This window comes from Lactobacillus sp. PV037, assembly GCF_014522345.1.
GTDB lineage: Bacteria > Bacillota > Bacilli > Lactobacillales > Lactobacillaceae > Lactobacillus.
Genome location: NZ_CP041987.1, coordinates 1,042,256 through 1,062,645 on the forward strand (window position 1 = coordinate 1,042,256; position 20,390 = coordinate 1,062,645).

Consider the following 20,390-nt stretch of genomic DNA (forward strand, 5'->3'; position numbering starts at 1 on the left):
AGCTGCCAATAACTGGCAACTTAATGTTATTCTGATTTTTCATCTTCAGAACCAGATTTCAAAAGTGGAAATTCAATCTTAAAGATACTACCAGAACCTAATTGAGAAGTTACACTGATCTTCCCATGATAACCTTCTACTAATTTCTGGGCAATTGATAAACCTAAACCATTTCCACCCTTTTCCCGAGTTCGTGCCTTGTCTACTCGATAGAAACGATTAAAGATCATTTGCTGTTCTTCAAGCGCAATTCCTTCACCGAAATCTTGAACTGAGATCTCTACAGTTTCTCGTTCCGTAGAAGCATCGACAATAATTTCCTTACGATCCTGTGAATACTTAATCGCATTATCCATCAAAATGATTAAAACTTGCTCTAAATGATTCTGATACATTTTTATCTTTGTATTCGATTTTAGATCTGCATCATCATAAATAATCTTGAAATCTGGGTGAATCATCCGCAAGTTATTCACTGTGCGTTCCAAAACTGAATTTACATCTGAGACTTCATTTGGGAATTGAACATCAATTTGTTCAGCCCGGGTCAAATCCAACATTTCCTGAATTAAATGATTCATCCGATTGGCTTCTTGAAGCGAGGCATCAATTGATTCTTGTAAAATCTTTGGATCATCTTTTCCCCAACGATTAAGCATATTCATATGACCTTGAATAACCGCAACTGGGGTCCGTAATTCATGAGAAACATCCCCCACAAATTGCTTCTGCTGTCGAATATAAGCTTGCATTCGATCAAGCATTTCGTTGAAACTATCTGTTAGCTCTCCCAATTCATCAGTACGTTTAAGCTTGGGCAAACGTTCTTCACTATTAGGATCTTTATCAATTTTACGAGCAAGTTCTGAAATTCTTTTTACTGGTTTTGCCCAGCTACTAATTACCACAAAAGTTAATCCCATAAAAATAACAATAACGATTAATGAAAAAATAATCATTGAAACCCTAATCGTTTTTAGCACATGATTAGTTTGCACCATTGTATTTTTAACTGCAATGTAGCCAACTAAACGTTTATTATCACGTGAATAAACCTTTTGGTAAACATCTAGCTCTAGTCCATGTCCTGTATGAACCAAATTCTGAACATGGGCGCTCTTGAGAGTTTTTAACTTAGGAACTGTAGTTTTTGAATTAGTAAATACCACTTCTTTTTGAGGATTATAGAGAGTAACTGTCGTTTCTTTATTAGAAAGTGTAGCTAAAATACTATCATTAAAAATATTAACCTCATCGTTAGTATTTAAAGACCCCTCACCAGCTAAAATTTTTCTAGTGTTAGGAGAAAGCTTAGGCACAACATTTGAAGTGCGGAAATTAGTTGGGATTTCTTCCAAACGCTTTTGAAAAGTGGAGACAATCTCATTACTCATTTGTTCATTTTGAGCTATCAGTTGCTGGCGTAGCAATAAATAAATTCCAACTGAAAAAATCACAAAAGAGACTGTAATTGTCGCTGCCATTACACTTACCCACTTAGCAGTGATTGAGGAGCGTTTTTTAGTCTCTTCTTTTTGCTTATTCGTCTTCTTGGCGTTGGTCATCATTTTCATCAGTTCTTACCATATAGCCAGTTCCGCGAACAGTCTTAATATAAGATGGACGACCAGGAACATCAATCTTATTACGTAAATAACGTACATAAACTTCAACTACGTTAGTTTCAATTTTAGATTCTGGTCCCCAAATCTTGTTAAGAAGCTCTTCACGTGTAACCACATTATTCTTATTTTCAATTAAAGTCATCAATAAGTTATATTCACGCTTGGTTAAATCAACTTGTTTTTCTCCACGGTGAACAATACGATTAGCAGTTTCAATGGTTAAATCATTAAATTGAATAACCTTTTGAACTCCTAAAGTACTGCTGACTACTCTTTTTTCAATTTGAACGCGTCTTAAAACAGCACGCAAACGTGCAAGTAATTCTTCAATTGCAAAAGGTTTAACAATATAATCATCTGCCCCATGATCAAGCCCAGATACACGATCAATGACAGAATCACGAGCTGTCATCATAATAATTGGAGTTGTCTTAGTTTGACGTAAACGGCGCGCAATCTCTAATCCATTTAAGTTAGGCAACATTAAATCTAGTAAAATTGCATCAAAATCTTCTTTTAAAGCTAAATCTAATGCCTTACGCCCATCACTTTCTACTACAGTATCATATTGTTCATGTTGTAACTCAAGTTCTACAAAACGTGCTAAACTTTTTTCATCTTCAACAATTAGGATCTTACTCATTCTGTTTTAACACTACTTTCTAATTATGATTGATTTTTATTAGAGAAAAAATAAAATTTATTAATAATTTAATTCTAATTTTTTAATAGAATTAAATCAAGCAATACTTTAATCTTTATCTGAATTATCCTTAAATAAATCTTTTAGTTTAGCAAATGCAGGATTTTCACGATTTGATTGTTCTTTTTGATAATCTTCTTCAGAAATAACTTTCCAGTCTTGTCCCTCTGGAAAAACATCATCTTTTTCTTCTTCCTCAGTTAATATTACTGAAGGCAAATTTAACAAAAGGTGGTCTTCAATTGCTGTTTGTAAATCAATTTTGTCATCTTTAACAACAACAATTGTCTCTTCTTCTTCAAGCTGTTCTTGAGTTGGCTCAGTTTCAGAATAATTTTCAGTAAAACTAAATTCTTCATGAAACTTTACTGGTTCTAAACTTCTAGTTGAAGGAGCAACAACATCTGCATTAACTGTAAAGTTTCCAGTTACAAAAGGTTCTTGATAAAAGAAATCACCCGTAACATGAACATTCTTTGCGTCGACAATTAAGTTCTTACTTCTTTCAAAAAATTCAGGACTTAATTCAACATCGGTATCAATGTGCGTCAATGGCGCACGACTATTTTTAATTTGTGAATATGAATAAGTAAGCATTATTTTACCTCGATTGGATAACGGCCAAAGTTTTGATCTTGGCCTATAATTTGTTCAAATAAACGATCTGTTTTAACTTGCAACCCTAAAGTTCCCTCACTAGCACCCTTACGATCAACTTTTGAAATAATGGGAACTTCAAAATCTTTTCGCATCTTTTTTAAGTAATTTCTTCCACGTTTGCTATATCCTAACAATAAAGTTGAAATATTATCAAAAGAAGCAAACATTTCATCACTAGTTATATTTAAAAGTGTATATAAACTTAGACGTCTTAAGCGTGCATAAGTGTAACGCTTGGATTTGATTCTACGTAAAAATTCTGTAAAGTCCTGCGCTAAATGAATCTCTTCTTTCATCTTGTATTCAAGGCCTTCACTCATTTGATAGATTCTTCCCAAATCCGTTACTGATGTGCTTTCAAGACGATATTTTAAAAACTTAAAAAGAATATTCCAATTTGGATAGACAGTTTGATTTTGTAAGGTTGCTAGTTCTGCCTTGGGAACCAAATTTTTTAGACTACTTAGATCTTCCCCTTGGTGATGCAAGCAAAAATTACGAATTGAAGTAGCAGACGAGACGATATTTTCTCGCATCAATAAATCATCATGCCCACTACCAATTCGCATAATTGGATGTAGAGACAGCGGTCGTCTTAAAGACAGATTAGCTACAGCGTATGCAATTGCTAACATCATATTTGGCTGATTAATTTCATGCCCCACTTCTTGAGCAACCATTTGATTATATTGGGTGGCATAAGTTTGAGTATAATCACTGAAAGTAAAGCGATTATGGGGAATCTGAGAAATTTTTTGCGCTAAAAAAGAAAAGTTTAAATTTGCATCTTCTACCCCAAATACTAAACTTTCTGCTCCTAAATCATGGAGTAGCTTTACACTCCCACCTGCAAAAATATCAGCTGGTTGAACCGCATATGAAAATGGCAATTCCAATACTAAATCTGCACCTGACTGTAAAGCAGCTTGTGCCCGATCCCATTTACTCATAATCGCCATCTGTCCTCTTTGCACGTAGTTACCAGACATAATAACGATAATTGGATCATCTTTAGCAACCAAGCGAGCCTGATTTAGCAAAAATTCGTGTCCACTATGAAAAGGATTATATTCCGCTACAATCCCAACAACTGCCATCTTTACCTCCTAATCTTCATCTAAATTCAATTCTACTTTTTTACCATTGCTCCAAAGTTTCTCTAAGCCATAAAATTCACGTGCTTCTTGCGTAAAGACGTTAACTACAACATCCCCCATATCAACTAAGAGCCAGTTAGAGTCACGTCCACCTTCAATCCGGTAATCTGATTGACCATGTTCATGGATTTTATCAATGATGCTATTTACAATCGCATGTAATTGACGATTTGAACCTGCAGTAGTTACTACATAGTAATCTGACAAGATACTTACACCTTCCATATTGTAAGCTTCTGTATCTTCACCATGGCGTTCATCAATTGCTTCAACAGTTAAGTCTAATAATTCTTTACTTTCCAAATTAATCTTCCCTTCTTTAATTATTTTTGATAGCCCATTTATTGTAAGCTTTCAAAGTTTTTGGATATATTTTTTGTCTATTTTTTACTAAAAAATCTAAGGTATGAGCTAATTCAAAGCCTACACCCTCATCTAAATTATTAAAAGCAACTTTTCTTGCTTCTTCTACACCAGGAAATGAGCGCTGGGGCTCTATAAAATCTGCTACAAAAACAATCTTATCTAAAGTTGTCATTTCACTATCAGCAGTTGTATGACGATAGATTGCTGTTAAAATTTCCTCGTCTTCAATTTTTAGATCTCTTTTAATAAAGTAAGTTCCTACAATTCCATGCCAAATTGCACGATTATAATTCAATAAATCTGGATCAAAATTCTCTTCCTTGATTACTTTGATAAATTCTTCATTAGGAATTTGCTTGGCATAATCATGAATAAATCCTGCTAAGGCTGCCTTATCTTCATCATAGTTATTTAAGCGGGCTAATTTTTTACTAGTTTCACTAACCCCAATGCAATGTTCAAAGCGCTTTTGATCCATCATTGCCTTTTGTTTTGCAATAATTTCTTCTGAATTTAAGGGTGAATATGTCTTTTTAAAAGAAATCTTCTCCAAGATAAAGGCCTCTTTCTTGAATATACTGCCATACTTTTTCTGGCACTAGGTAACGAATTGATTGCCCCATAGCTACATTTTGACGAATGTAACTTGAACTAATTTCTAAACTTGGGGCATCAACCCAAATCATTGGATATTTACTTTCAACTTGAAAATTTGGTCTTTTAACTCCCACTAGCGTTGCTAGACGCGCAATGATCTCTGGATCCTTCCACTTTGGAAAAGATTCCACTTCATCACTACCCATAATTAAATAGTACTGATTTCGCGGAGCACGCTTTTTTAAATAGCGTAGTGTATCAACTGTATAGGAAACACCGCCACGTAAAATTTCTAACAGCATAATGCGAAAATGTGGGTTTGATCGCGTTGCCAGGCTAAGCATTGCCAATCGATCTTTTGTTGTTACTTGACTATCCATCTTCTTGTGAGGAGGAATATTATTAGGAATAAACCAAATTTCGTCAAGATCTAGCTTTTTCCTAACTTGTTCTGCCATATTTAAATGTCCCAAGTGAATGGGATTAAAAGTTCCCCCCATAATTCCAATTCGCATTTTTGAAGCAGAAACAGGTTGAAATTCAACATGAGTTTGGGGCTCAAGAATAGATTTCATTTTAAATCAACGCTCTTCTAATTCCTAATCCAATTCCATCTGGAGTATAAGCCTTCACTACTACATCTTTTGGTACAGTGATAAAGCCAACACCGCCAAATAAAATATCACTTTTTTCTTTGGGTGAAAACATTTGCCCTTTCATTTCACCAAGATCATCTTCTGGACTTGGTGGTAGTAACAAATCATCTTTATGCTTTTGATAAAATTCATCGGCATTAGAAAGTTTAGTACGGTGAATGTACAAATCACGTGCTGCATAAACTGTAAAACCGCTTGCTTCACCTTCTAAAAAGTCAAACCGACCCAATCCCGCTAAAAATAAGGTTTGACCTGGCTTTAATTGGTAAGTAGCAGGTTTTAATGGCTTTTTAGGTTCAACCATTTCTAATTCTTTACCACTTAAATGACTGGCTAATTGATTCTTACTCAAAATTCCGGGTGTATCGATCAAATAATGACCATCAGAAAGTGGAATCTTGATTGCATCTAAAGTTGTTCCTGGGAATTTAGAAGTAGTGATTAAATCTTTCAAATCACTGCGCTCACTTAAAATAGCATTAATCAATGTTGACTTACCAACATTAGTTGTACCAACAAAGTAAATGTCTTTATTTTTCCCTTCTTTAGCCAAAAAGTCAATCAAACTATCTAAATTACGCTTTTTAGCAGCACTGACTAAGAAAATCTTCTTTGGATCTAAGCCATTGCGGTTAGCTTCTTGGCGCATCCAATCTTTAACTTTGCTTTCCTTAGTGTTCTTAGGAAAAAGATCAATTTTGTTACCAACAATGACAAATTCATTTTTACCAATGAATCTCTTTAATGAAGGAATTAAGGAATTGCTAAAGTCGAATAAATCAACGACATTAACCACCAAGGCGTTATCTTTTTCACCAATAGAATTAAGCAAAGCTAAAAAATCATCATTATTTTCTTTAACAGGCATAATTTCATTGTAGTGGCGTAAACGGAAACAACGTTGACAATAAACGTCACTATCTTCATTTTCACGTGCTTTTTTTAAAGCACTCGCAGGTAAGTAACCTGATTTTTCTGGATCTTCACTTTGGAGTGTACTCCCACATCCGATACATTTAATTTCTTCATCCATTTTGTAAGGTCTCCTTAAAAGTTACGGGTTTACGCATCTTTAAAAAGGCAAAAATAAACTTTTCAAAAAAGCGATTAATCCGTGTATTCCATTTATCAGTTTTTACTAAAGGCTCAACTAACACACTTTTCACTCCTGCTCGATTAGCTGCAGGAATATCAGTCATTAATTGATCTCCAACCATCATCACTTCATCTTTATTTAAATTTAACTTCTTAAGTTCTTCATTGATTCCAGTTGGCAGTGGCTTACGGGCCTTCGCTATAAATTCTATCCCATATGGGTTTAAAACTTTACTAATTCGCTCAGCATTATTATTAGAAATAACTACTAATTTAATGCCGTTAGCTTTTAGCTTTTGATTTAAGTCATCCATTTCCTTGGCTGAATTAGGATTATTCCAAGCAATTAAGGTGTTATCTAAATCTGAAAAAACTGCCTTAATTCCCATTTCTTTCAGCTGCTTTGGATCTAAGTTATATATTGTATTAATCGTGTATTGGGGTCTAAATAACATTAAATTAATTCTCCGTTTTTTTCATATATATTTTATCAGATTTTGTTAAACATTAAAAATTTTAACAAAAAAACTCCGCCTTGTGGGCGAAGTTTAAGGATTAGTTTACACCATCCATTAATTTGAAAATTTTCTTAGAAATTGCAAATAAAATAAATCCGAAAATGATACTTACAATTCCAACTGCTAAGAAATATGGAACCTCTGTCTTAGTTGAGTAGTATTTAACGATTTGAGCGTTAACTGCTTGTCCAGCCGCATCTGCTAAAAACCACATACTCATCATTTGAGATTGGAAAGCCTTTGGTGCAAGTTGGGTAGTTACTGAAAGTCCAATTGGTGAAATAAGCATTTCAGCAATTTCAACAATAAACCATGAACCAACTAACCAAAATGGGCTTACACGTCCGCTAGTACCAAATAAAATACCAGGAAGTGCCATAAATGCGTAAGAAAGTCCGGCAAAAATCAACCCAGCCGCAAACTTATTTGGTGCACTTGGTTGGTTTTTCCAGTTATCCCAAAGCCATACAAAGAATGGCGTCAAAATCATAATAAATAATGGATTTAAAGTTTGGAAGTTGGCAGCTTCAAAGTGCCAAGCTCCAATATGTAATACTGTTCTATCTTGTGCAAAAAGTGCTAACACTGTTGAACCAGATTCTTCAATTCCCCAGAAAATTGCAGCTGCAATAAATAGTGGAATATAAGCTTTAACACGAGAACGTTCAACTTTAGTTACCTTTGAACTATTAAGCATTAAGATAAAGTAATAAATTGGTAAGCCAATTGCTACAATAGTTAATAAAGTGATTACATTTTCAATATTTAGTTGCTTAAAGAAAGCTAAAATACCAAAAATTGCAGCAACAATGATTACTCCGATAATAATCCAACGAATAACTTTATTTAAACTATCTTTATCAATTGGATCATTTGGTCTTAAACCATCATCTGAAAGATACTTTTTACCACCGAAGTAATATTGAAGTAATCCAAAAAACATTCCGATTGCTGCTAGTGCAAAACCAGCATGGAAGTTTGTATGGTTACCAAATAAATGGAAACCAAAACCTTCTGATGCCCATGGAACAGCCCAAGGCGCAATTGCGGATCCTAAGTTAATACCAAAAACGTAAATACTGAATCCTGCATCACGGCGGCGATCATTTTCAGAATATAATCCCCCTACCATGTCAGAAACATTTGGTTTCAATAAACCAGTACCAGCTACAATAAATGCAATTGAGCAATAAAGAGCTGCCACTTTACCTGGGACAGAAAGTACAATATGTCCGATCATGATTAAAATACCACCGAACAAGACTGTCTTTCTAGGACCCCAGACACGGTCAGAAAGCCACCCACCAACTACACTAGCCAAGTAAACTAATGATCCATAAATGGACATTACTGAGGCTGCTGTGGTTTGAGACATCCCCAATCCACCTTTAGTTACTGCATAATACATATAAAAGATAAGGATTGCCCTCATCCCGTAGTAACTAAATCGTTCCCACATTTCTGTGAAGAATAAGGTGGATAGACCACGTGGTTGTCCAAAGAAGGCCGTATCCATATTTTTCTTATTCATAGATTAAAAATCATATCTCCTTTCATGAGCAATGACTTTATAAGTCATTAAAATATAATTATAATTTATTATCTAATATTAGTCAAAATATTATATCTTTATATAGAATTGACTATAAACTATTTTAATCTCTCTTACATCATATTTTTTAAATAAGCTAAAATGTCGCCCTTCATTTCATTAAATTTATTAGCATCAATAACTTTTAACTTAGGGAAATTTCGAATTAAACGTCTTGCATTCCAACTTAGTTGAGTATGGGGATGCAAGCTTGGAAGATGCTTTTTCAACTCGGCATGTAATTTACTATGGTCAAGTTCAGCCTTATGTTTATCAAGAAAGTCATTAATCTTTGTATTCCATAATTGCGTACTTGTATGGAATTTCTTCACACTAATGATTGTTGCAATAAAGTCGATCCCCATTACTGCTAAGATAATAACTGCTTCATAACCATGGGTATAGCTTTCTTCCCAGTCAATTATCTTTTGCACGAAAGGCTGGACAAATTTTACCAAAAGCACTACCCCAATTCCCCAAAAAAGAGAAATTTCTGGAGCAATTCGTCCCTGAAAGTTCCACTTCAGCTTGGAATAATCCCATAATTTTAAATGGAAAAATTTTTGTAAAAAGATACTTGCGATTAACTCAAATAATGTAGCTACTACTGCTCCTATGATAAATAATAGGAAAACATTATTTTGAAAGGGATGAGTCGCTACTAGAATTGTTGTTACCGCAAATCCATATACCGGACAATACGGTCCAAACAAAAAGCCACGATATTCGTATTGATGGTCTTTAATGGAACAATAAATTGTTTCCCATATCCAACCAATTACTGAATAAGTGAAAAATAGCGCCACTAATTCTGATAATGTATAAGGCATCTAAGCCCTCCTTTGTTTAATTAATAATTAATTATCTCATAGAAATCTTTTTAGCCACAAAAAAACTGAGGAAATTCCTCAGTTCACATTATTCACTTACTTGTTGCTTTTCTTCTTTACTAATTTCTTCATCTACTTTAATTGACCAATCATTGATCTTTTTCCAAACTGCTTTATATTCTTGGATGAACTTTTCAGCACGTTCTTGCTGCTTAGAACTTAATTCAGCTTTAGGTTTAATTGGTAACTGATACTTTTCACCAAACCATGATTCTACTGGTACTTCCTCTAAATTATTTAAAATTCCTGCATTTATCTGATTTTGAAGCTGAGCTACTTGATCTTTTAGCGCAGTAATTTCTTGCTGCACTTTATTCTTCAAGTCAGAATTCTTCAAGTCTTTAAGCTTATCTTCCAAAATATTAACTAATTCATAGATTGGACTTGAAAAGTTAAAGACTTTTAATTCTTTCTTCTTTTTCATATCATCAAGATAAATCTTTAAAGTAATCAGTCCAATTATAATGTAAATAATATATCTAAATTTCATTTTAATTAATCCTCTAAATCTACAACTGGAGTCTTTTCTCCTTCACTACTTGCTTTAAAATTAGTGATTGGATGCATCCCTTTCATCGACGCAACCATACTAGTTGGAAAATTAGCCACTTTCTGATTGTAGTAACTCACATCTTCGATGTAACGTTTACGTTCTACTGCGATTCTATTTTCACTACCTGAAAGTTCTGTCATCAAATTTTTTACATTTTGATTAGATGCCAAAGTAGGATAATTCTCATGGATTGCGTTTATCAACACATTAGTCTTATTGTTTAATTCTTCGTTTGCTTTTAACTTACCATTTGGCGTTTTAGCATTATTAAACATTTTTCGCGCATTGGCAATATCACCAAAAACTTTTTCTTCATGCTTCATTGAACCCTTAACAGTTCTAGTTAAATTTGGGATTAAATCTGCTCTTCGCTGCATGACATTTTCAACTTGTGCCCACTGAGTATCAACTGCAATTTTAGTATTATTTAGATTATTACTCATATTAATGTATTGAATTGAAAAAGTAATAATTATTCCTAAAATCACCACTACAAAAATTAACCCAGCAATTAACGGCTTTTTACTTTTCTTCATTTATATTGTTTTTCCTTCTACTCTAATTTCAAAACGACAGCTTACCATGAGCTGTCGCCACCACCGCCACCTGATGAACCGCCGTCACCACCAAAGTCATCATTAGATGAACTACTATCATAAGAGCTGCTATCTGAACTATACCAGTGGCTTAATGAACTACTCCCAGACTCATATCTACGTTCACGTTCTCTTCTTTGCCTTTCTTCTCTAGCTCTTTTACGCTCTTCTTGTTCCTCATGAAATTTATCCTTTGCCTGTTTGCTCCACTTTTGCCCTAATGCTTCTGGATCAAAATCATCCGAAAGTAGTTGCGTTAATGCAGCAATAATGACTCCATCTTTTACAAAACGACGATAATAATTTCGGGGGAAGTTTTTGGGACGCTCTGTTTTTTCTGCAACTTCAATTGCTTCATTATAGTGTGTTATCAAGGTCTGATATTCAGTCAGGGACATTTTTTCTACTTTTTCTAAAAAATTATTAGAAAGTGGAATTTTTTTGCCTGGTATTTTTCTATTATATTCTTGAATTTTGAGCAACGCAGGAATGTTTCGAGCTGAAATGAGATGATTACTTGCAAATTTATAGATTGCCTTTTCTTCTTTAGGTGAAGTAATCCCGGCAGCCTTAATTGCTTGGTGGAGTTTCTTATCCATTCTTGCACTAATAAAGAAAAAGAGGGCTATTCCCACAATCCCTACACCAATTATGATAAATACACCATACTTGAAAATGAAGTTGATAATTTTTAAAATTCCTATCATCACTCCAGCAATTTTATCAATAATACTGGAGCTTTCATTACTTTCCTTAGAACTTTCATTTGTATGATTAGCAATTTCATCCTTATCAGGTAACTCATCTTCATTTTCAGCTATGTGCTGGGCAGTTTTATTAACCATTGCTGAAACCGCCGAATTGTAGTCTTCTTTTTTTAAATCTGACTTTATCTTTCCAGCCACTAGTTCATTTACATAACTATCGGGTAAGACTGGTTCTACCCCATAACCAGTTTGCATCCGGAAACGATGATCTTTAGTAATCAGTAAAAGTAAGACCCCATTATCATAATCTCGATTACCAAATTTATATTTATCAAAAATCTGTTGTCCTAACTCATCTAAGTCTTTTCCATTTAAACTTTTTTGAGTAACGACTGCAATTTGGGGATGGCCCTTGATTTTACTTAAATCATTATCATTAATCTTTTTGATGTAATCTTGCGTTTTAGCAGATAGAACATGAGCATTATCTTGCACATCCTTATTATCTGCATAAACAGTTGTTGTAGAAAGGGTAAGGAAACTTATTCCTACTACAAATATTCCTAATAATTTCTTTAGCACTATTTCACTTCCCGTCGTTTAATCTCTTTAAACATATATGTATAATTGCATTTTCTATTTACTTAATCCTTCTTTTCTTTTGTTTTTCGTAAAAATCTTCCTTTGCCCGTTCTCTCCATTCTTCTCCTACTGCTTTTGCATCAAAATCATCAGAAAGTAAATCTATTAATTCATCTTCAATAATCTTTGAAGTAACAAAACGACGATAGCAATTTCGAGGAAAATTTTTAGGACGCTTAGCATTAGCAGCTACTTCAAGTGCATCATTGTAATGCTTTACTAAAGTTTGATATTTTTCAAACCCCATTTCGTCAATTTCAAGTAGCAATTCCTCAGAAAGTGGAATCTTTTTACCAGAAATCTTTTTATTATAATTTTTAACTTTTATGATAAGAGGAACATTTTCATGAGAAAGTCGATTCTTACATGCCATTTTAAAAATTTCATTTCTTTCTTTTTTCGCGGTTATCCCATATTCTGTAATTACTTGTCGAATTTTTTTCTTTTCCCATGAATCTAAAGAAGCTAGGATAATTATTCCTATAATTAAGAGAATAATTTCAATATACTTAAAATACCAAATTAATGAAACTAATGCTTTTAAAACTGTAATCATTGCAGCTATAAGCATTAAAATAATCATTAAAATTTCTATATAATTAATAGTACTTATTTTCTTATACAACTTTGTATGAGTGATATAATTCTTTAAATTAAATGCTTTATTAGATAATATTAGTGTCACTTTGTGATCTGAATATATTTCTAGTAACTTACTTTTACCTATTTTTATCTTCGTATATGTACCTATATTTTGTTTTCCAGTAATCTGAATATAGTTAGTAGATTTATTATCTGCACGTACACTCGTTGTATCAAGTATTAAGCAGCTAAAAGTGACTACAAAAATTACAACTAATTTCTTTATCACTATCCTTCCTCACTTAACTTTTTTCTCCTTGGTGGATACACGGGATCATTGCGCTTTTCTGCTTCTTCTTTGCTAAAATACCAAACACTATCTGGGATGCGATAATAAAGTCGATATTGACGGGAGTATTTTTCGAGGTAGTAAAAAGTTAAGTACATTTTAAAAAATCCTCGTACCACAACTAAATAAGCTATCCAAAAAACTGCAAATACTATTAGTTTTTCAAATATATATTCAAAATTAAAAATAAAATTGTTATGGAACTCCGCAGCAATTAAAGCTCCAATCAAAACAATTCCTTCAAGCACACTAATTTTTAATATAGCTCCTTTATTTTTCTCTTTTTCTTTTCTATTCTTTATATTTTTGGTTTTTGAGGTTACACCTAAGTAAAAAAAGAAACATATTAATATAATCAAGCTTGCCACCTGTAATCCAAAGCTTATTACACCGGCATTTTTTAAGGTAGTAGTTGTAAGAGGATAGGCCATTGATAAACCACCAGCCCACAATAAACCAGAGGTACCCAATATTACATTTTTATACATACTGGCAAAATTTTTATGTTTAAATAAAGGGAAAATCGTCATAAAAAATATTCCTGTTAACCAGAGCCCTCCTGTTAATATCATTACCCATTTCCCTATACTATTTTTGGGATGAGTTATATAAACACCTATTTCTAATAAAATAAAAACAGTAAATAAAGATGGTGTAATATACATCAGTACATTTTTTCGTAACAATTTAGCCAGTTCCGGATTTGAAGTTGTAATTGATTTTAATTTATAAATTACATTTTTTGATTCTTCAAACGAGAGATTAAAGATTGTTTTCATTTTTATCTCCTAATTTTCTTTCCTATGTAATCACCTATTATTTTTTCTCCATTATCTACTATTTCGTAACTCCCTTTTTCTATCTTATCCAGTCCCTTTTTCCCACTTCCTGAATTTATTTCATGGTGAAATGCACCAATAATCATTCCTCCAATTATTGCGCTTCCAACAAGCATCTCAACAGAAATTCCTACTGGTGACACAGCAGCTGCGACACTTACTCCTAATAAAGCACCATTTATCCCATCAAAATTTCTTACATAATCTACGCCTGCATGAATGGTAGACTTACCCACATTGTGATATGTATCTTTGTCTTGTGTATTATTATAGTTTTCAAAAATATCTCCTGCCGCAAGTACCGCATCTACTGCTCCACCTACATGGCTTAACCCTTTCTTTAAAGCTTTTCCTGTTATTCCTTTACTAAACGCCTTATAGCCTGCTTCTTTTGACATTTTCTTTAAGGCTATCTTTTCCGCCTTTCCAAAAACTTTTCTATCAAAATTTGCTTTCACGCGCTTAATGGAACTTACAATTCCTTTTTTACCAGCATATTTTTCTATTATTTCTAGTGCTTCTTTGTCAGCTTTCCCCGGATCACTGAACTTCTTAATCCAATCTGCACCATGTCTACCGGCTACCGATACTGGATCTACAATCACATCCATTAAATCAATTGCTTTATCCATAACTTCATTCAGCTTTCTTGGATCTGCAATATTTTTTTCACTGATTTCAAATAATTTTTGTAAGGTTTTATTTTTCTTGGCAACAGTTAATACCTTCTGAATACCTCCTCCCACTTTTGTGTCCTTTATCTTGCCTACTTTATCAAGAAACTTCCTTACATATTTATTAGGAGTCATTGAAAAATAATTATTTAATGATTGCTTTAATTGTTTAGGGAAACTTCCCCAATTCTCAACCGTTCTACGTAATGATTTACCAACAAAACCGTATTTATACAATGCAGCAAATTTCTCATTCTTTAACAATGTTGGCCATAACTTTTCAAATTTACTAAAAGCTAAATGATCTCGCCGACGTTTAAATGGGTTATGATAGAAATTTTCCATATAACTCATCATGTCTTCATACTTTTCAAGTGTAGTTTTAAATGGAGCTATCCCCTCTTTTAAATTTTCCGCTACCTTTTGTCCCTGCATGAGTCCATATGCTATTCGATTAGTATATTTAACATTTGAAAATTGCAAAATTGCTTGAAAAATTGGGTTATATTTATATTTTTCCTTTACTTCTTTTTTAAACGTTTTGCTTTTATCTAATACCTTATATAGATACTTTGTATCATTGAAAGTTTTGATTGAACTATTATCATCAAATCCACCACTTAAGGCTTTACCTACTGTCTTTAACGCTGACTTTTGCTCTGAAAGTAAACTCTTAGTTGTGCTATATTCTTTCTTTGAGTTAAAACTTCTCATATCTTGCTTTAACTTAGAAAGAATACGTTTACTAGCATCTAACCCTTCACTTACTCCGCTGCTTCTTAACGGAGTCAAGCTTACTAAATCACTAACTGTACTTTGAGTCTGATTTATTTTTGCCACCAATTGATCATATTCTGATTTTATTGGGGCTATCTTCTGTTCTAATGTTGTTAAACTACTCTCATAGATAACTGCACTAGTTGATGTTTCTGAAGTCGTACTTTTAAAATCATTAATTACTTTTTCAAAATCTGCAATCAGCGCATCATCAATATCGTTATATTGGAGAAGAAGGGGTATTTTATAATTTTCAATCTCTGCATTAATTGCACCTTTAGTCAATCCTCGCATTGCATGTGAATCACTGATTGCTTGGGCTTTGTCTTGAGCAGATTCTACTGAAGCAGAAAAATCTCTTTGACTAATTTTTAGTTGCTTAAGTAATTCATTTAATTCTTCTAAACTAATCTTCATTTTCACTTCTTCCAATCTATGTCAGCTTATACCTATGCAATTTACTTTTTAACTTAACTTTTCTAAGATTATCGAAAATAAATTGTCAAGTCAAACGCCTTAAATGTTATTTTTTCTTAAATAAAAAAATAACACTATTTCCATGAATAATGTTATTTTTGCTTTTTGTATAATTATTATAGTTAGCTAATTTCTGCTGTTATTAATACTTTTCATCTTGCTTCTCTGTGTACTTAACTCTTATTTAATTGAGTGCTTTTCATATAGTTATCGCTTACTAAAATGCTACTAAATTTATCTTGTCCACTTTTAATAGCTATTATTTTTATCCAATTATTAAATTACCTCCTCCTAAAGTTATTAATTAAGCTCAAGTCATTTATACCTGTATTTTCATATTCTAATTTTAAGATTATTTAATTTGTTTTTCTAACTTATTAAGCAACTCTTTCTTCTTATTAAGCAACTCTTTCTTCTTATTTGCCCATGCATTTGCCCCTACTTCTCTTGAAGCTGCCCATATCTTACCAATAAGAGGTTTCCAGCTCGCCTGATTTTTTAAACCCGTCGCCAGCAGATTACCGGCAATTTTACCAGTGCCTTTGGGAGTAAACATTTCTCGTAAATAAAGTTTCTCATCGACGTTAGCTGCATCGTAGATCATTTCAATGAACTCTCTTCGTTCTTCATCACTCGTATTTTCTAAGAAGCTGCTAAACGTCTTCCAAGAAAAACGTGTGCCTGTGTCAAGATGGTCTACTGTTACAAAATGATGCCCCTTAATTTCCCAATTAAACAAATTATGTTGCATTGGCGGAATACCTGTACTTTTAACAAATTCACAGTATGCCTTGTCTTCAACTAAATCATCCATCAAGATCCCTACAATACTGGCTTGTGGAATGAACTTGTGTATTTTTCCTTTTAATTGCTTTATCTTTTTGTCAAAGCGCACATTTTGATCATGAAAACCAGGCCCATCAAAATTATCTATTCGTTTAATTAACTTCGCTTCTTCCTCAGTTGCTGTTAAGCCAACATAAAAGGCTAAGTTTCCACCTTTTGAATGTCCCCCTAGACAAACTTTACCCTTATAATTCTGGATTCTTTCTCTAAAATATTTTCTTGCAAAAAAATGCGCTGGCACACTATCACTAAAGGACATATTAAAATCTTCTTTCCAACCGACCTTAGTCGCAGTAGTTCCTCGATAGGCAATATAACGAAGATTAGGCCTAATTTGAAAAGTAATCGCATTAAATTCAAATTCATTATTTACATCTAGCTTATTTTCTAAACTTCCCCAACTAATTTCTTTAAAGCGCGAACTTTTACTCAATAATTCAAGCAATTTTTTCATATTTGCTTCGCCCCATACACCCTTGCTTAAAGTATCAATCGCTTCTTGGTTATGAGCCAACTCCTTAAAAGAAGTAATACCCGGAGTCTTATCAAAATGACAATAAGTTAATTCAGCAAAAATCATACTATCGAGTTCATTCATATCTTTTACTGAAAAAAGTACATTATAATCTTTAATATAGTCTAAAATATTCATCATTTTAACACTCCTTTATTTTTTCTTCCTATTATATAGAGTACTATTTTTTTATATAGAGTACTATTTTTTTATATAGAGTACTATTTTTTTATATAGAGTACTATTTTTTCAACAAAAAAAGAACTGAGATACTGAAGTGCCTCATAATTGTTAGACATAGATCTAACGATTGTGAGGTATTTTTTATGACTAAATATTCTAATGGGTTCAAAATTAAGATTGTTTCTGAATTCTTTAATCATCAAGATTCAATAAAGGGATTAAGTAGAAAGTACAATATTCCTTACTCTATGGTATATAAATGGATTCATCAGGCTGATGAAAATGGCCTTGAATCTCTTAAAATTAAACATAAGAAGATGAACTATTCTCCTGAGTTTAAGTTAAATGTGGTACGCTATTATTTAAATAATCCTAATTTAGGAATAACTCCAGTAGCTGCCAAGTTCAATATAAATTCTTCTCAGGTTTACACTTGGGTTAATAAGTTTAAAAAAGAAGGTATGGCTGGTTTACTTCCTAAGCAGAAAGGACATCCATCCAAAATGCCTAAGAAACCTAAAAAGAAACAAGCTCAAAAGATAAAACTTAGTGAGAAGCAAAAATATGAAGAGAAGATTATTAAACAAGAAGCGGAAATCGAAAAATTAAAACTGGAGAATCTTGTCTTAAAAAAAGTGGCTGCCCGATATCCTCGCTATCCAACAAAGAAAAAACGCTAATTATCAAGGATATTCGGGCTAAAGTGCCAACTGTAAAGCTGAATACCTTATTTAGTCTGCTTAAGCTTAATCGAAAAACATATTATGATAACTTAAAAAATCGAATTAATAAGTGCGATAAATACGCTAAAGTTAAGAAAGAAATTAATCATATTTATTATGATGAAAGTAATGAAACATACGGTTATCGGCGTATTTGGGGCGCTTTAAAAGATACTGGTATCAATCTTGCTAAGGAAACTGTTCGTAAAATTATGCGTGATATGGGTATTAAAACCATGATTTATCATAAGAATACAGCTAAGTACAGTTCTTATAAAGGTAGCGTTGGCAAAAAGGCTCCTAATATTCTTAATCAGATCTTTGATGAGACTATCCCTTATAAGGTCTTGCATACCGATGTAACAGAATACAAATTAACTAATGGCAAAAAAGTCTATATTTCACCAATAGTTGATGAAGCATCTCTGGAAATACTGGCTTGTGCAGTTAGTTACTCTCCTGAGATGAAGACTATTTATAGGATGCTTGATGAACTTGAAGTAAATTTACCAAAAGATGCACGACCAATTTTACATTCTGATCAAGGTTTTCAATATCAAAATGCTGGTTATCAAGCCCGTCTTAAAGAAATGAATATTACACAAAGCATGTCTAGAAAAGGAAATTGTCATGATAATGCGCCAGGTGAAACTATATTCAACCTAATGAAAAGAGAATGCCTAAATCGACTTAAGATTGGCTCTCTTGAAGAGATGAAGCAAGTGTTAAGTAAGTATGTCACTTGGTTTAATAATATTCGTCGTTCCAATAAATTAAAATACACGACTCCTGTAAAATACAGAAATCGTGTATTATCAAGTATTTAAAATTTTATAAAGTGTCTAACTTTCTTATGGCACTTCATACTCATCTCAGTTCTTTTAATACTTATTTAGTTTAATTAAGCAGCTGCTAAAGCTTTCTTTGCAGTTTCTGCTAATTCAGCAAAAGTCTTTTCGTCAGTGTAAGCAATATCTGCTAACATCTTACGGTTCATATCAATTCCTGCAAGCTTAAGACCGTGCATTAACTTGCTGTATGAAAGACCATTTTGTCTTGCAGCAGCATTAATACGAGAAATCCATAATCTTCTAAATTCGCTCTTAACCTTCTTACGATCACGGAAAGCGTACTTACGTGATACAAAGATTTGAGTACTTGCTGCTTTAAATTGAATGTGCTTTGAGCCACGGTAACCCTTAGCTAACTTCAATAATTTCTTACGACGTGCGCGTGTTACGGTTCCACCTTTAGTTCTTGGCATCTAAAATTCCTCCTCAAAAACTCTACTTATAAATAAATTAACGCATTTGGGAAAGCATCTGTTTGATGCGCTTCATATCACTTGCTGAAACCATTGCAGCTTTTCTCAAATGACGACGTTGTTTCTTAGTTTTACCATGGAAACGGTGTCCAGTGTAAGCGTGGTGACGCTTTAAACCACCATTAGCTGTTCTCTTAAAACGCTTTGCGGAAGCGCGGTGTGTCTTTTGCTTTGGCATATCTATTCCTCCATTAATTACTTCTTCTTTTTATCTTTATCACTCAAAGGAGCAAGCATTAAGAACATTGAACGGCCTTCCATCTTTGGTTTAGTGATTACATTAGCTAAGTCACTAACCTGATCAGCCATCTTTTCTAAAACTGCTTTACCTAATTCCTTGTGAGTAATAGCACGGCCTCTAAAGCGAATAGAAACTCTAACTTTAGCGCCCTTAGTCAAGAATTTACGGACATGCTTTAATTTAGTATCAAAGTCATTTCCTTCAATTGTTGGACTTAAACGAATTTCCTTAACTGCAAGAACCTTTTGATTCTTACGGTTTTCTTTCGCTTTCTTTTGTTGTTCAAAACGATATTTTCCGTAGTTCATAATGCGAGCAACTGGTGGCTTAGCATTAGGTGAAATAAGAACTAAGTCTAAATCCGCATCAGCTGCTTGACGCAAGGCATCATTTTTGGAAACAACACCAACTTGTTGGCCGTCTTCACCAATTAAGCGGACTTCACGAGCACGGATATCTTCGTTTAAGATCATATTTCTTGGTATGAGTATTCACCTCCGTATTAG

22 protein-coding genes are annotated in these 20,390 nt (G+C 33.2%); 1 reads left to right on the forward strand and 21 read right to left on the reverse strand.

The window, feature by feature from the left end:
* Positions 1-26: 26 nt before the first annotated feature.
* The 18 genes from FP435_RS05635 to FP435_RS05720 all read right to left on the reverse strand — a co-directional run bounded on the left by FP435_RS05635 (position 27) and on the right by FP435_RS05720 (position 17,555).
* The gene (locus FP435_RS05635) at positions 27-1,574 is read right to left on the reverse strand and encodes a HAMP domain-containing sensor histidine kinase (RefSeq protein WP_265483219.1); all 1,548 of its coding nucleotides are present in this window, start codon (positions 1,572-1,574) and stop codon (positions 27-29) included.
* Positions 1,540-2,268: a response regulator transcription factor gene (locus FP435_RS05640; RefSeq protein ID WP_265483220.1), complete on the reverse strand. Its 729-nt coding sequence runs from the start codon at positions 2,266-2,268 to the stop codon at positions 1,540-1,542. Before FP435_RS05640 ends, FP435_RS05635 begins: the two co-directional genes overlap by 35 nt.
* 108 nt (positions 2,269-2,376) lie before the next feature.
* A complete protein-coding gene (locus tag FP435_RS05645) occupies positions 2,377-2,925 on the reverse strand; it encodes a DUF177 domain-containing protein (RefSeq protein WP_265483222.1) in 549 nt (182 codons plus the stop codon).
* Positions 2,925-4,085, reverse strand: coding sequence for a nucleotidyltransferase (locus tag FP435_RS05650; RefSeq protein ID WP_265483223.1), 1,161 nt, complete (start codon positions 4,083-4,085; stop codon positions 2,925-2,927). Before FP435_RS05650 ends, FP435_RS05645 begins: the two co-directional genes overlap by 1 nt.
* Positions 4,086-4,094: 9 nt before the next feature.
* Positions 4,095-4,448, reverse strand: a complete 354-nt coding sequence (rsfS, locus tag FP435_RS05655) for a ribosome silencing factor (RefSeq protein ID WP_265483224.1) — start codon at positions 4,446-4,448, stop codon at positions 4,095-4,097.
* Between the two features lie 16 nt (positions 4,449-4,464).
* Positions 4,465-5,064 carry a bis(5'-nucleosyl)-tetraphosphatase (symmetrical) YqeK gene (gene yqeK, locus FP435_RS05660; RefSeq protein WP_265483225.1) on the reverse strand — a complete coding sequence of 200 codons (600 nt, stop codon included), beginning with the start codon at positions 5,062-5,064 and terminating at the stop codon, positions 4,465-4,467.
* Positions 5,045-5,683, reverse strand: a complete 639-nt coding sequence (locus FP435_RS05665) for a nicotinate-nucleotide adenylyltransferase (RefSeq protein ID WP_265483226.1) — start codon at positions 5,681-5,683, stop codon at positions 5,045-5,047. The genes yqeK and FP435_RS05665 overlap by 20 nt, the downstream gene beginning before the upstream one ends.
* 1 nt (position 5,684) lies before the next feature.
* Positions 5,685-6,797 carry a ribosome biogenesis GTPase YqeH gene (gene yqeH, locus FP435_RS05670; RefSeq protein ID WP_265483227.1) on the reverse strand — a complete coding sequence of 371 codons (1,113 nt, stop codon included), beginning with the start codon at positions 6,795-6,797 and terminating at the stop codon, positions 5,685-5,687.
* Positions 6,790-7,314 (reverse strand): YqeG family HAD IIIA-type phosphatase, encoded by a 525-nt coding sequence (locus FP435_RS05675; RefSeq protein ID WP_265483228.1) that lies wholly within the window; start codon positions 7,312-7,314, stop codon positions 6,790-6,792. Before FP435_RS05675 ends, yqeH begins: the two co-directional genes overlap by 8 nt.
* A gap of 100 nt (positions 7,315-7,414) precedes the next feature.
* Complete coding sequence (locus tag FP435_RS05680; protein WP_265483230.1) at positions 7,415-8,908, reverse strand: peptide MFS transporter; 1,494 nt, start codon at positions 8,906-8,908, stop codon at positions 7,415-7,417.
* Positions 8,909-9,042: 134 nt separating this feature from the next.
* Positions 9,043-9,798: a putative ABC transporter permease gene (locus FP435_RS05685; protein WP_265483232.1), complete on the reverse strand. Its 756-nt coding sequence runs from the start codon at positions 9,796-9,798 to the stop codon at positions 9,043-9,045.
* 88 nt (positions 9,799-9,886) lie between these two features.
* Positions 9,887-10,348, reverse strand: a complete 462-nt coding sequence (locus tag FP435_RS05690) for a hypothetical protein (protein ID WP_265483234.1) — start codon at positions 10,346-10,348, stop codon at positions 9,887-9,889.
* Positions 10,349-10,353: 5 nt separating this feature from the next.
* Positions 10,354-10,947, reverse strand: a complete 594-nt coding sequence (locus tag FP435_RS05695) for a LemA family protein (RefSeq protein ID WP_265483236.1) — start codon at positions 10,945-10,947, stop codon at positions 10,354-10,356.
* 41 nt (positions 10,948-10,988) lie between these two features.
* Positions 10,989-12,296: a TPM domain-containing protein gene (locus FP435_RS05700; RefSeq protein ID WP_265483237.1), complete on the reverse strand. Its 1,308-nt coding sequence runs from the start codon at positions 12,294-12,296 to the stop codon at positions 10,989-10,991.
* 58 nt (positions 12,297-12,354) lie between these two features.
* A complete protein-coding gene (locus tag FP435_RS05705) occupies positions 12,355-13,227 on the reverse strand; it encodes a hypothetical protein (protein ID WP_265483238.1) in 873 nt (290 codons plus the stop codon).
* Complete coding sequence (locus FP435_RS05710; RefSeq protein WP_265483239.1) at positions 13,227-14,066, reverse strand: hypothetical protein; 840 nt, start codon at positions 14,064-14,066, stop codon at positions 13,227-13,229. Before FP435_RS05710 ends, FP435_RS05705 begins: the two co-directional genes overlap by 1 nt.
* A gap of 2 nt (positions 14,067-14,068) precedes the next feature.
* Positions 14,069-15,994 (reverse strand): T7SS effector LXG polymorphic toxin, encoded by a 1,926-nt coding sequence (locus tag FP435_RS05715; RefSeq protein ID WP_265483240.1) that lies wholly within the window; start codon positions 15,992-15,994, stop codon positions 14,069-14,071.
* Between the two features lie 412 nt (positions 15,995-16,406).
* On the reverse strand, positions 16,407-17,555 hold the full coding sequence (locus FP435_RS05720) for an Mbeg1-like protein (RefSeq protein WP_265483241.1): 1,149 nt from the start codon (positions 17,553-17,555) through the stop codon (positions 16,407-16,409).
* Positions 17,556-17,740: 185 nt separating this feature from the next.
* On the opposite strand from FP435_RS05720, the gene FP435_RS05725 reads away from it, so the two are divergent.
* Positions 17,741-19,146 (forward strand): IS3 family transposase gene (locus tag FP435_RS05725; RefSeq protein ID WP_265483242.1). Its coding sequence is split into 2 segments (ribosomal slippage): positions 17,741-18,221 and positions 18,221-19,146, totalling 1,407 coding nucleotides; the frame shifts between segments, so codons are not numbered across the junction.
* Between the two features lie 74 nt (positions 19,147-19,220).
* Here FP435_RS05725 and rplT read toward each other — a convergent pair.
* Genes rplT through infC form a run of 3 tightly spaced genes read right to left on the reverse strand, consistent with a single transcriptional unit; the run spans position 19,221 to position 20,357 of the window.
* A complete protein-coding gene (rplT, locus tag FP435_RS05730; protein WP_265483243.1) occupies positions 19,221-19,583 on the reverse strand; it encodes a 50S ribosomal protein L20 in 363 nt (120 codons plus the stop codon).
* A 37-nt stretch (positions 19,584-19,620) separates the two neighbouring features.
* Positions 19,621-19,821 carry a 50S ribosomal protein L35 gene (gene rpmI / locus FP435_RS05735; protein WP_209685054.1) on the reverse strand — a complete coding sequence of 67 codons (201 nt, stop codon included), beginning with the start codon at positions 19,819-19,821 and terminating at the stop codon, positions 19,621-19,623.
* 17 nt (positions 19,822-19,838) lie between these two features.
* Positions 19,839-20,357: a translation initiation factor IF-3 gene (gene infC / locus FP435_RS05740; protein WP_265483244.1), complete on the reverse strand. Its 519-nt coding sequence runs from the start codon at positions 20,355-20,357 to the stop codon at positions 19,839-19,841.
* Positions 20,358-20,390: the final 33 nt, after the last annotated feature.

What these genes read in the sequence shown, in the direction of transcription:
- FP435_RS05720 (WP_265483241.1), bottom strand. Translation starts at nt 17,555, where the DNA reads ATGATGAATATTTTAGACTATATTAAAGATTATAATGTACTTTTTTCA.
- FP435_RS05650 (WP_265483223.1), bottom strand. Translation starts at nt 4,085, where the DNA reads ATGGCAGTTGTTGGGATTGTAGCGGAATATAATCCTTTTCATAGTGGA.
- FP435_RS05715 (WP_265483240.1), bottom strand. Translation starts at nt 15,994, where the DNA reads ATGAAGATTAGTTTAGAAGAATTAAATGAATTACTTAAGCAACTAAAA.
- rpmI (WP_209685054.1), bottom strand. Translation starts at nt 19,821, where the DNA reads ATGCCAAAGCAAAAGACACACCGCGCTTCCGCAAAGCGTTTTAAGAGA.
- rplT (WP_265483243.1), bottom strand. Translation starts at nt 19,583, where the DNA reads ATGCCAAGAACTAAAGGTGGAACCGTAACACGCGCACGTCGTAAGAAA.
- FP435_RS05640 (WP_265483220.1), bottom strand. Translation starts at nt 2,268, where the DNA reads ATGAGTAAGATCCTAATTGTTGAAGATGAAAAAAGTTTAGCACGTTTT.
- FP435_RS05635 (WP_265483219.1), bottom strand. Translation starts at nt 1,574, where the DNA reads ATGAAAATGATGACCAACGCCAAGAAGACGAATAAGCAAAAAGAAGAG.
- FP435_RS05695 (WP_265483236.1), bottom strand. Translation starts at nt 10,947, where the DNA reads ATGAAGAAAAGTAAAAAGCCGTTAATTGCTGGGTTAATTTTTGTAGTG.
- yqeH (WP_265483227.1), bottom strand. Translation starts at nt 6,797, where the DNA reads ATGGATGAAGAAATTAAATGTATCGGATGTGGGAGTACACTCCAAAGT.
- infC (WP_265483244.1), bottom strand. Translation starts at nt 20,357, where the DNA reads ATGATCTTAAACGAAGATATCCGTGCTCGTGAAGTCCGCTTAATTGGT.
- FP435_RS05645 (WP_265483222.1), bottom strand. Translation starts at nt 2,925, where the DNA reads ATGCTTACTTATTCATATTCACAAATTAAAAATAGTCGTGCGCCATTG.
- FP435_RS05685 (WP_265483232.1), bottom strand. Translation starts at nt 9,798, where the DNA reads ATGCCTTATACATTATCAGAATTAGTGGCGCTATTTTTCACTTATTCA.
- FP435_RS05710 (WP_265483239.1), bottom strand. Translation starts at nt 14,066, where the DNA reads ATGAAAACAATCTTTAATCTCTCGTTTGAAGAATCAAAAAATGTAATT.
- FP435_RS05665 (WP_265483226.1), bottom strand. Translation starts at nt 5,683, where the DNA reads ATGAAATCTATTCTTGAGCCCCAAACTCATGTTGAATTTCAACCTGTT.
- FP435_RS05675 (WP_265483228.1), bottom strand. Translation starts at nt 7,314, where the DNA reads ATGTTATTTAGACCCCAATACACGATTAATACAATATATAACTTAGAT.
- FP435_RS05680 (WP_265483230.1), bottom strand. Translation starts at nt 8,908, where the DNA reads ATGAATAAGAAAAATATGGATACGGCCTTCTTTGGACAACCACGTGGT.
- FP435_RS05690 (WP_265483234.1), bottom strand. Translation starts at nt 10,348, where the DNA reads ATGAAATTTAGATATATTATTTACATTATAATTGGACTGATTACTTTA.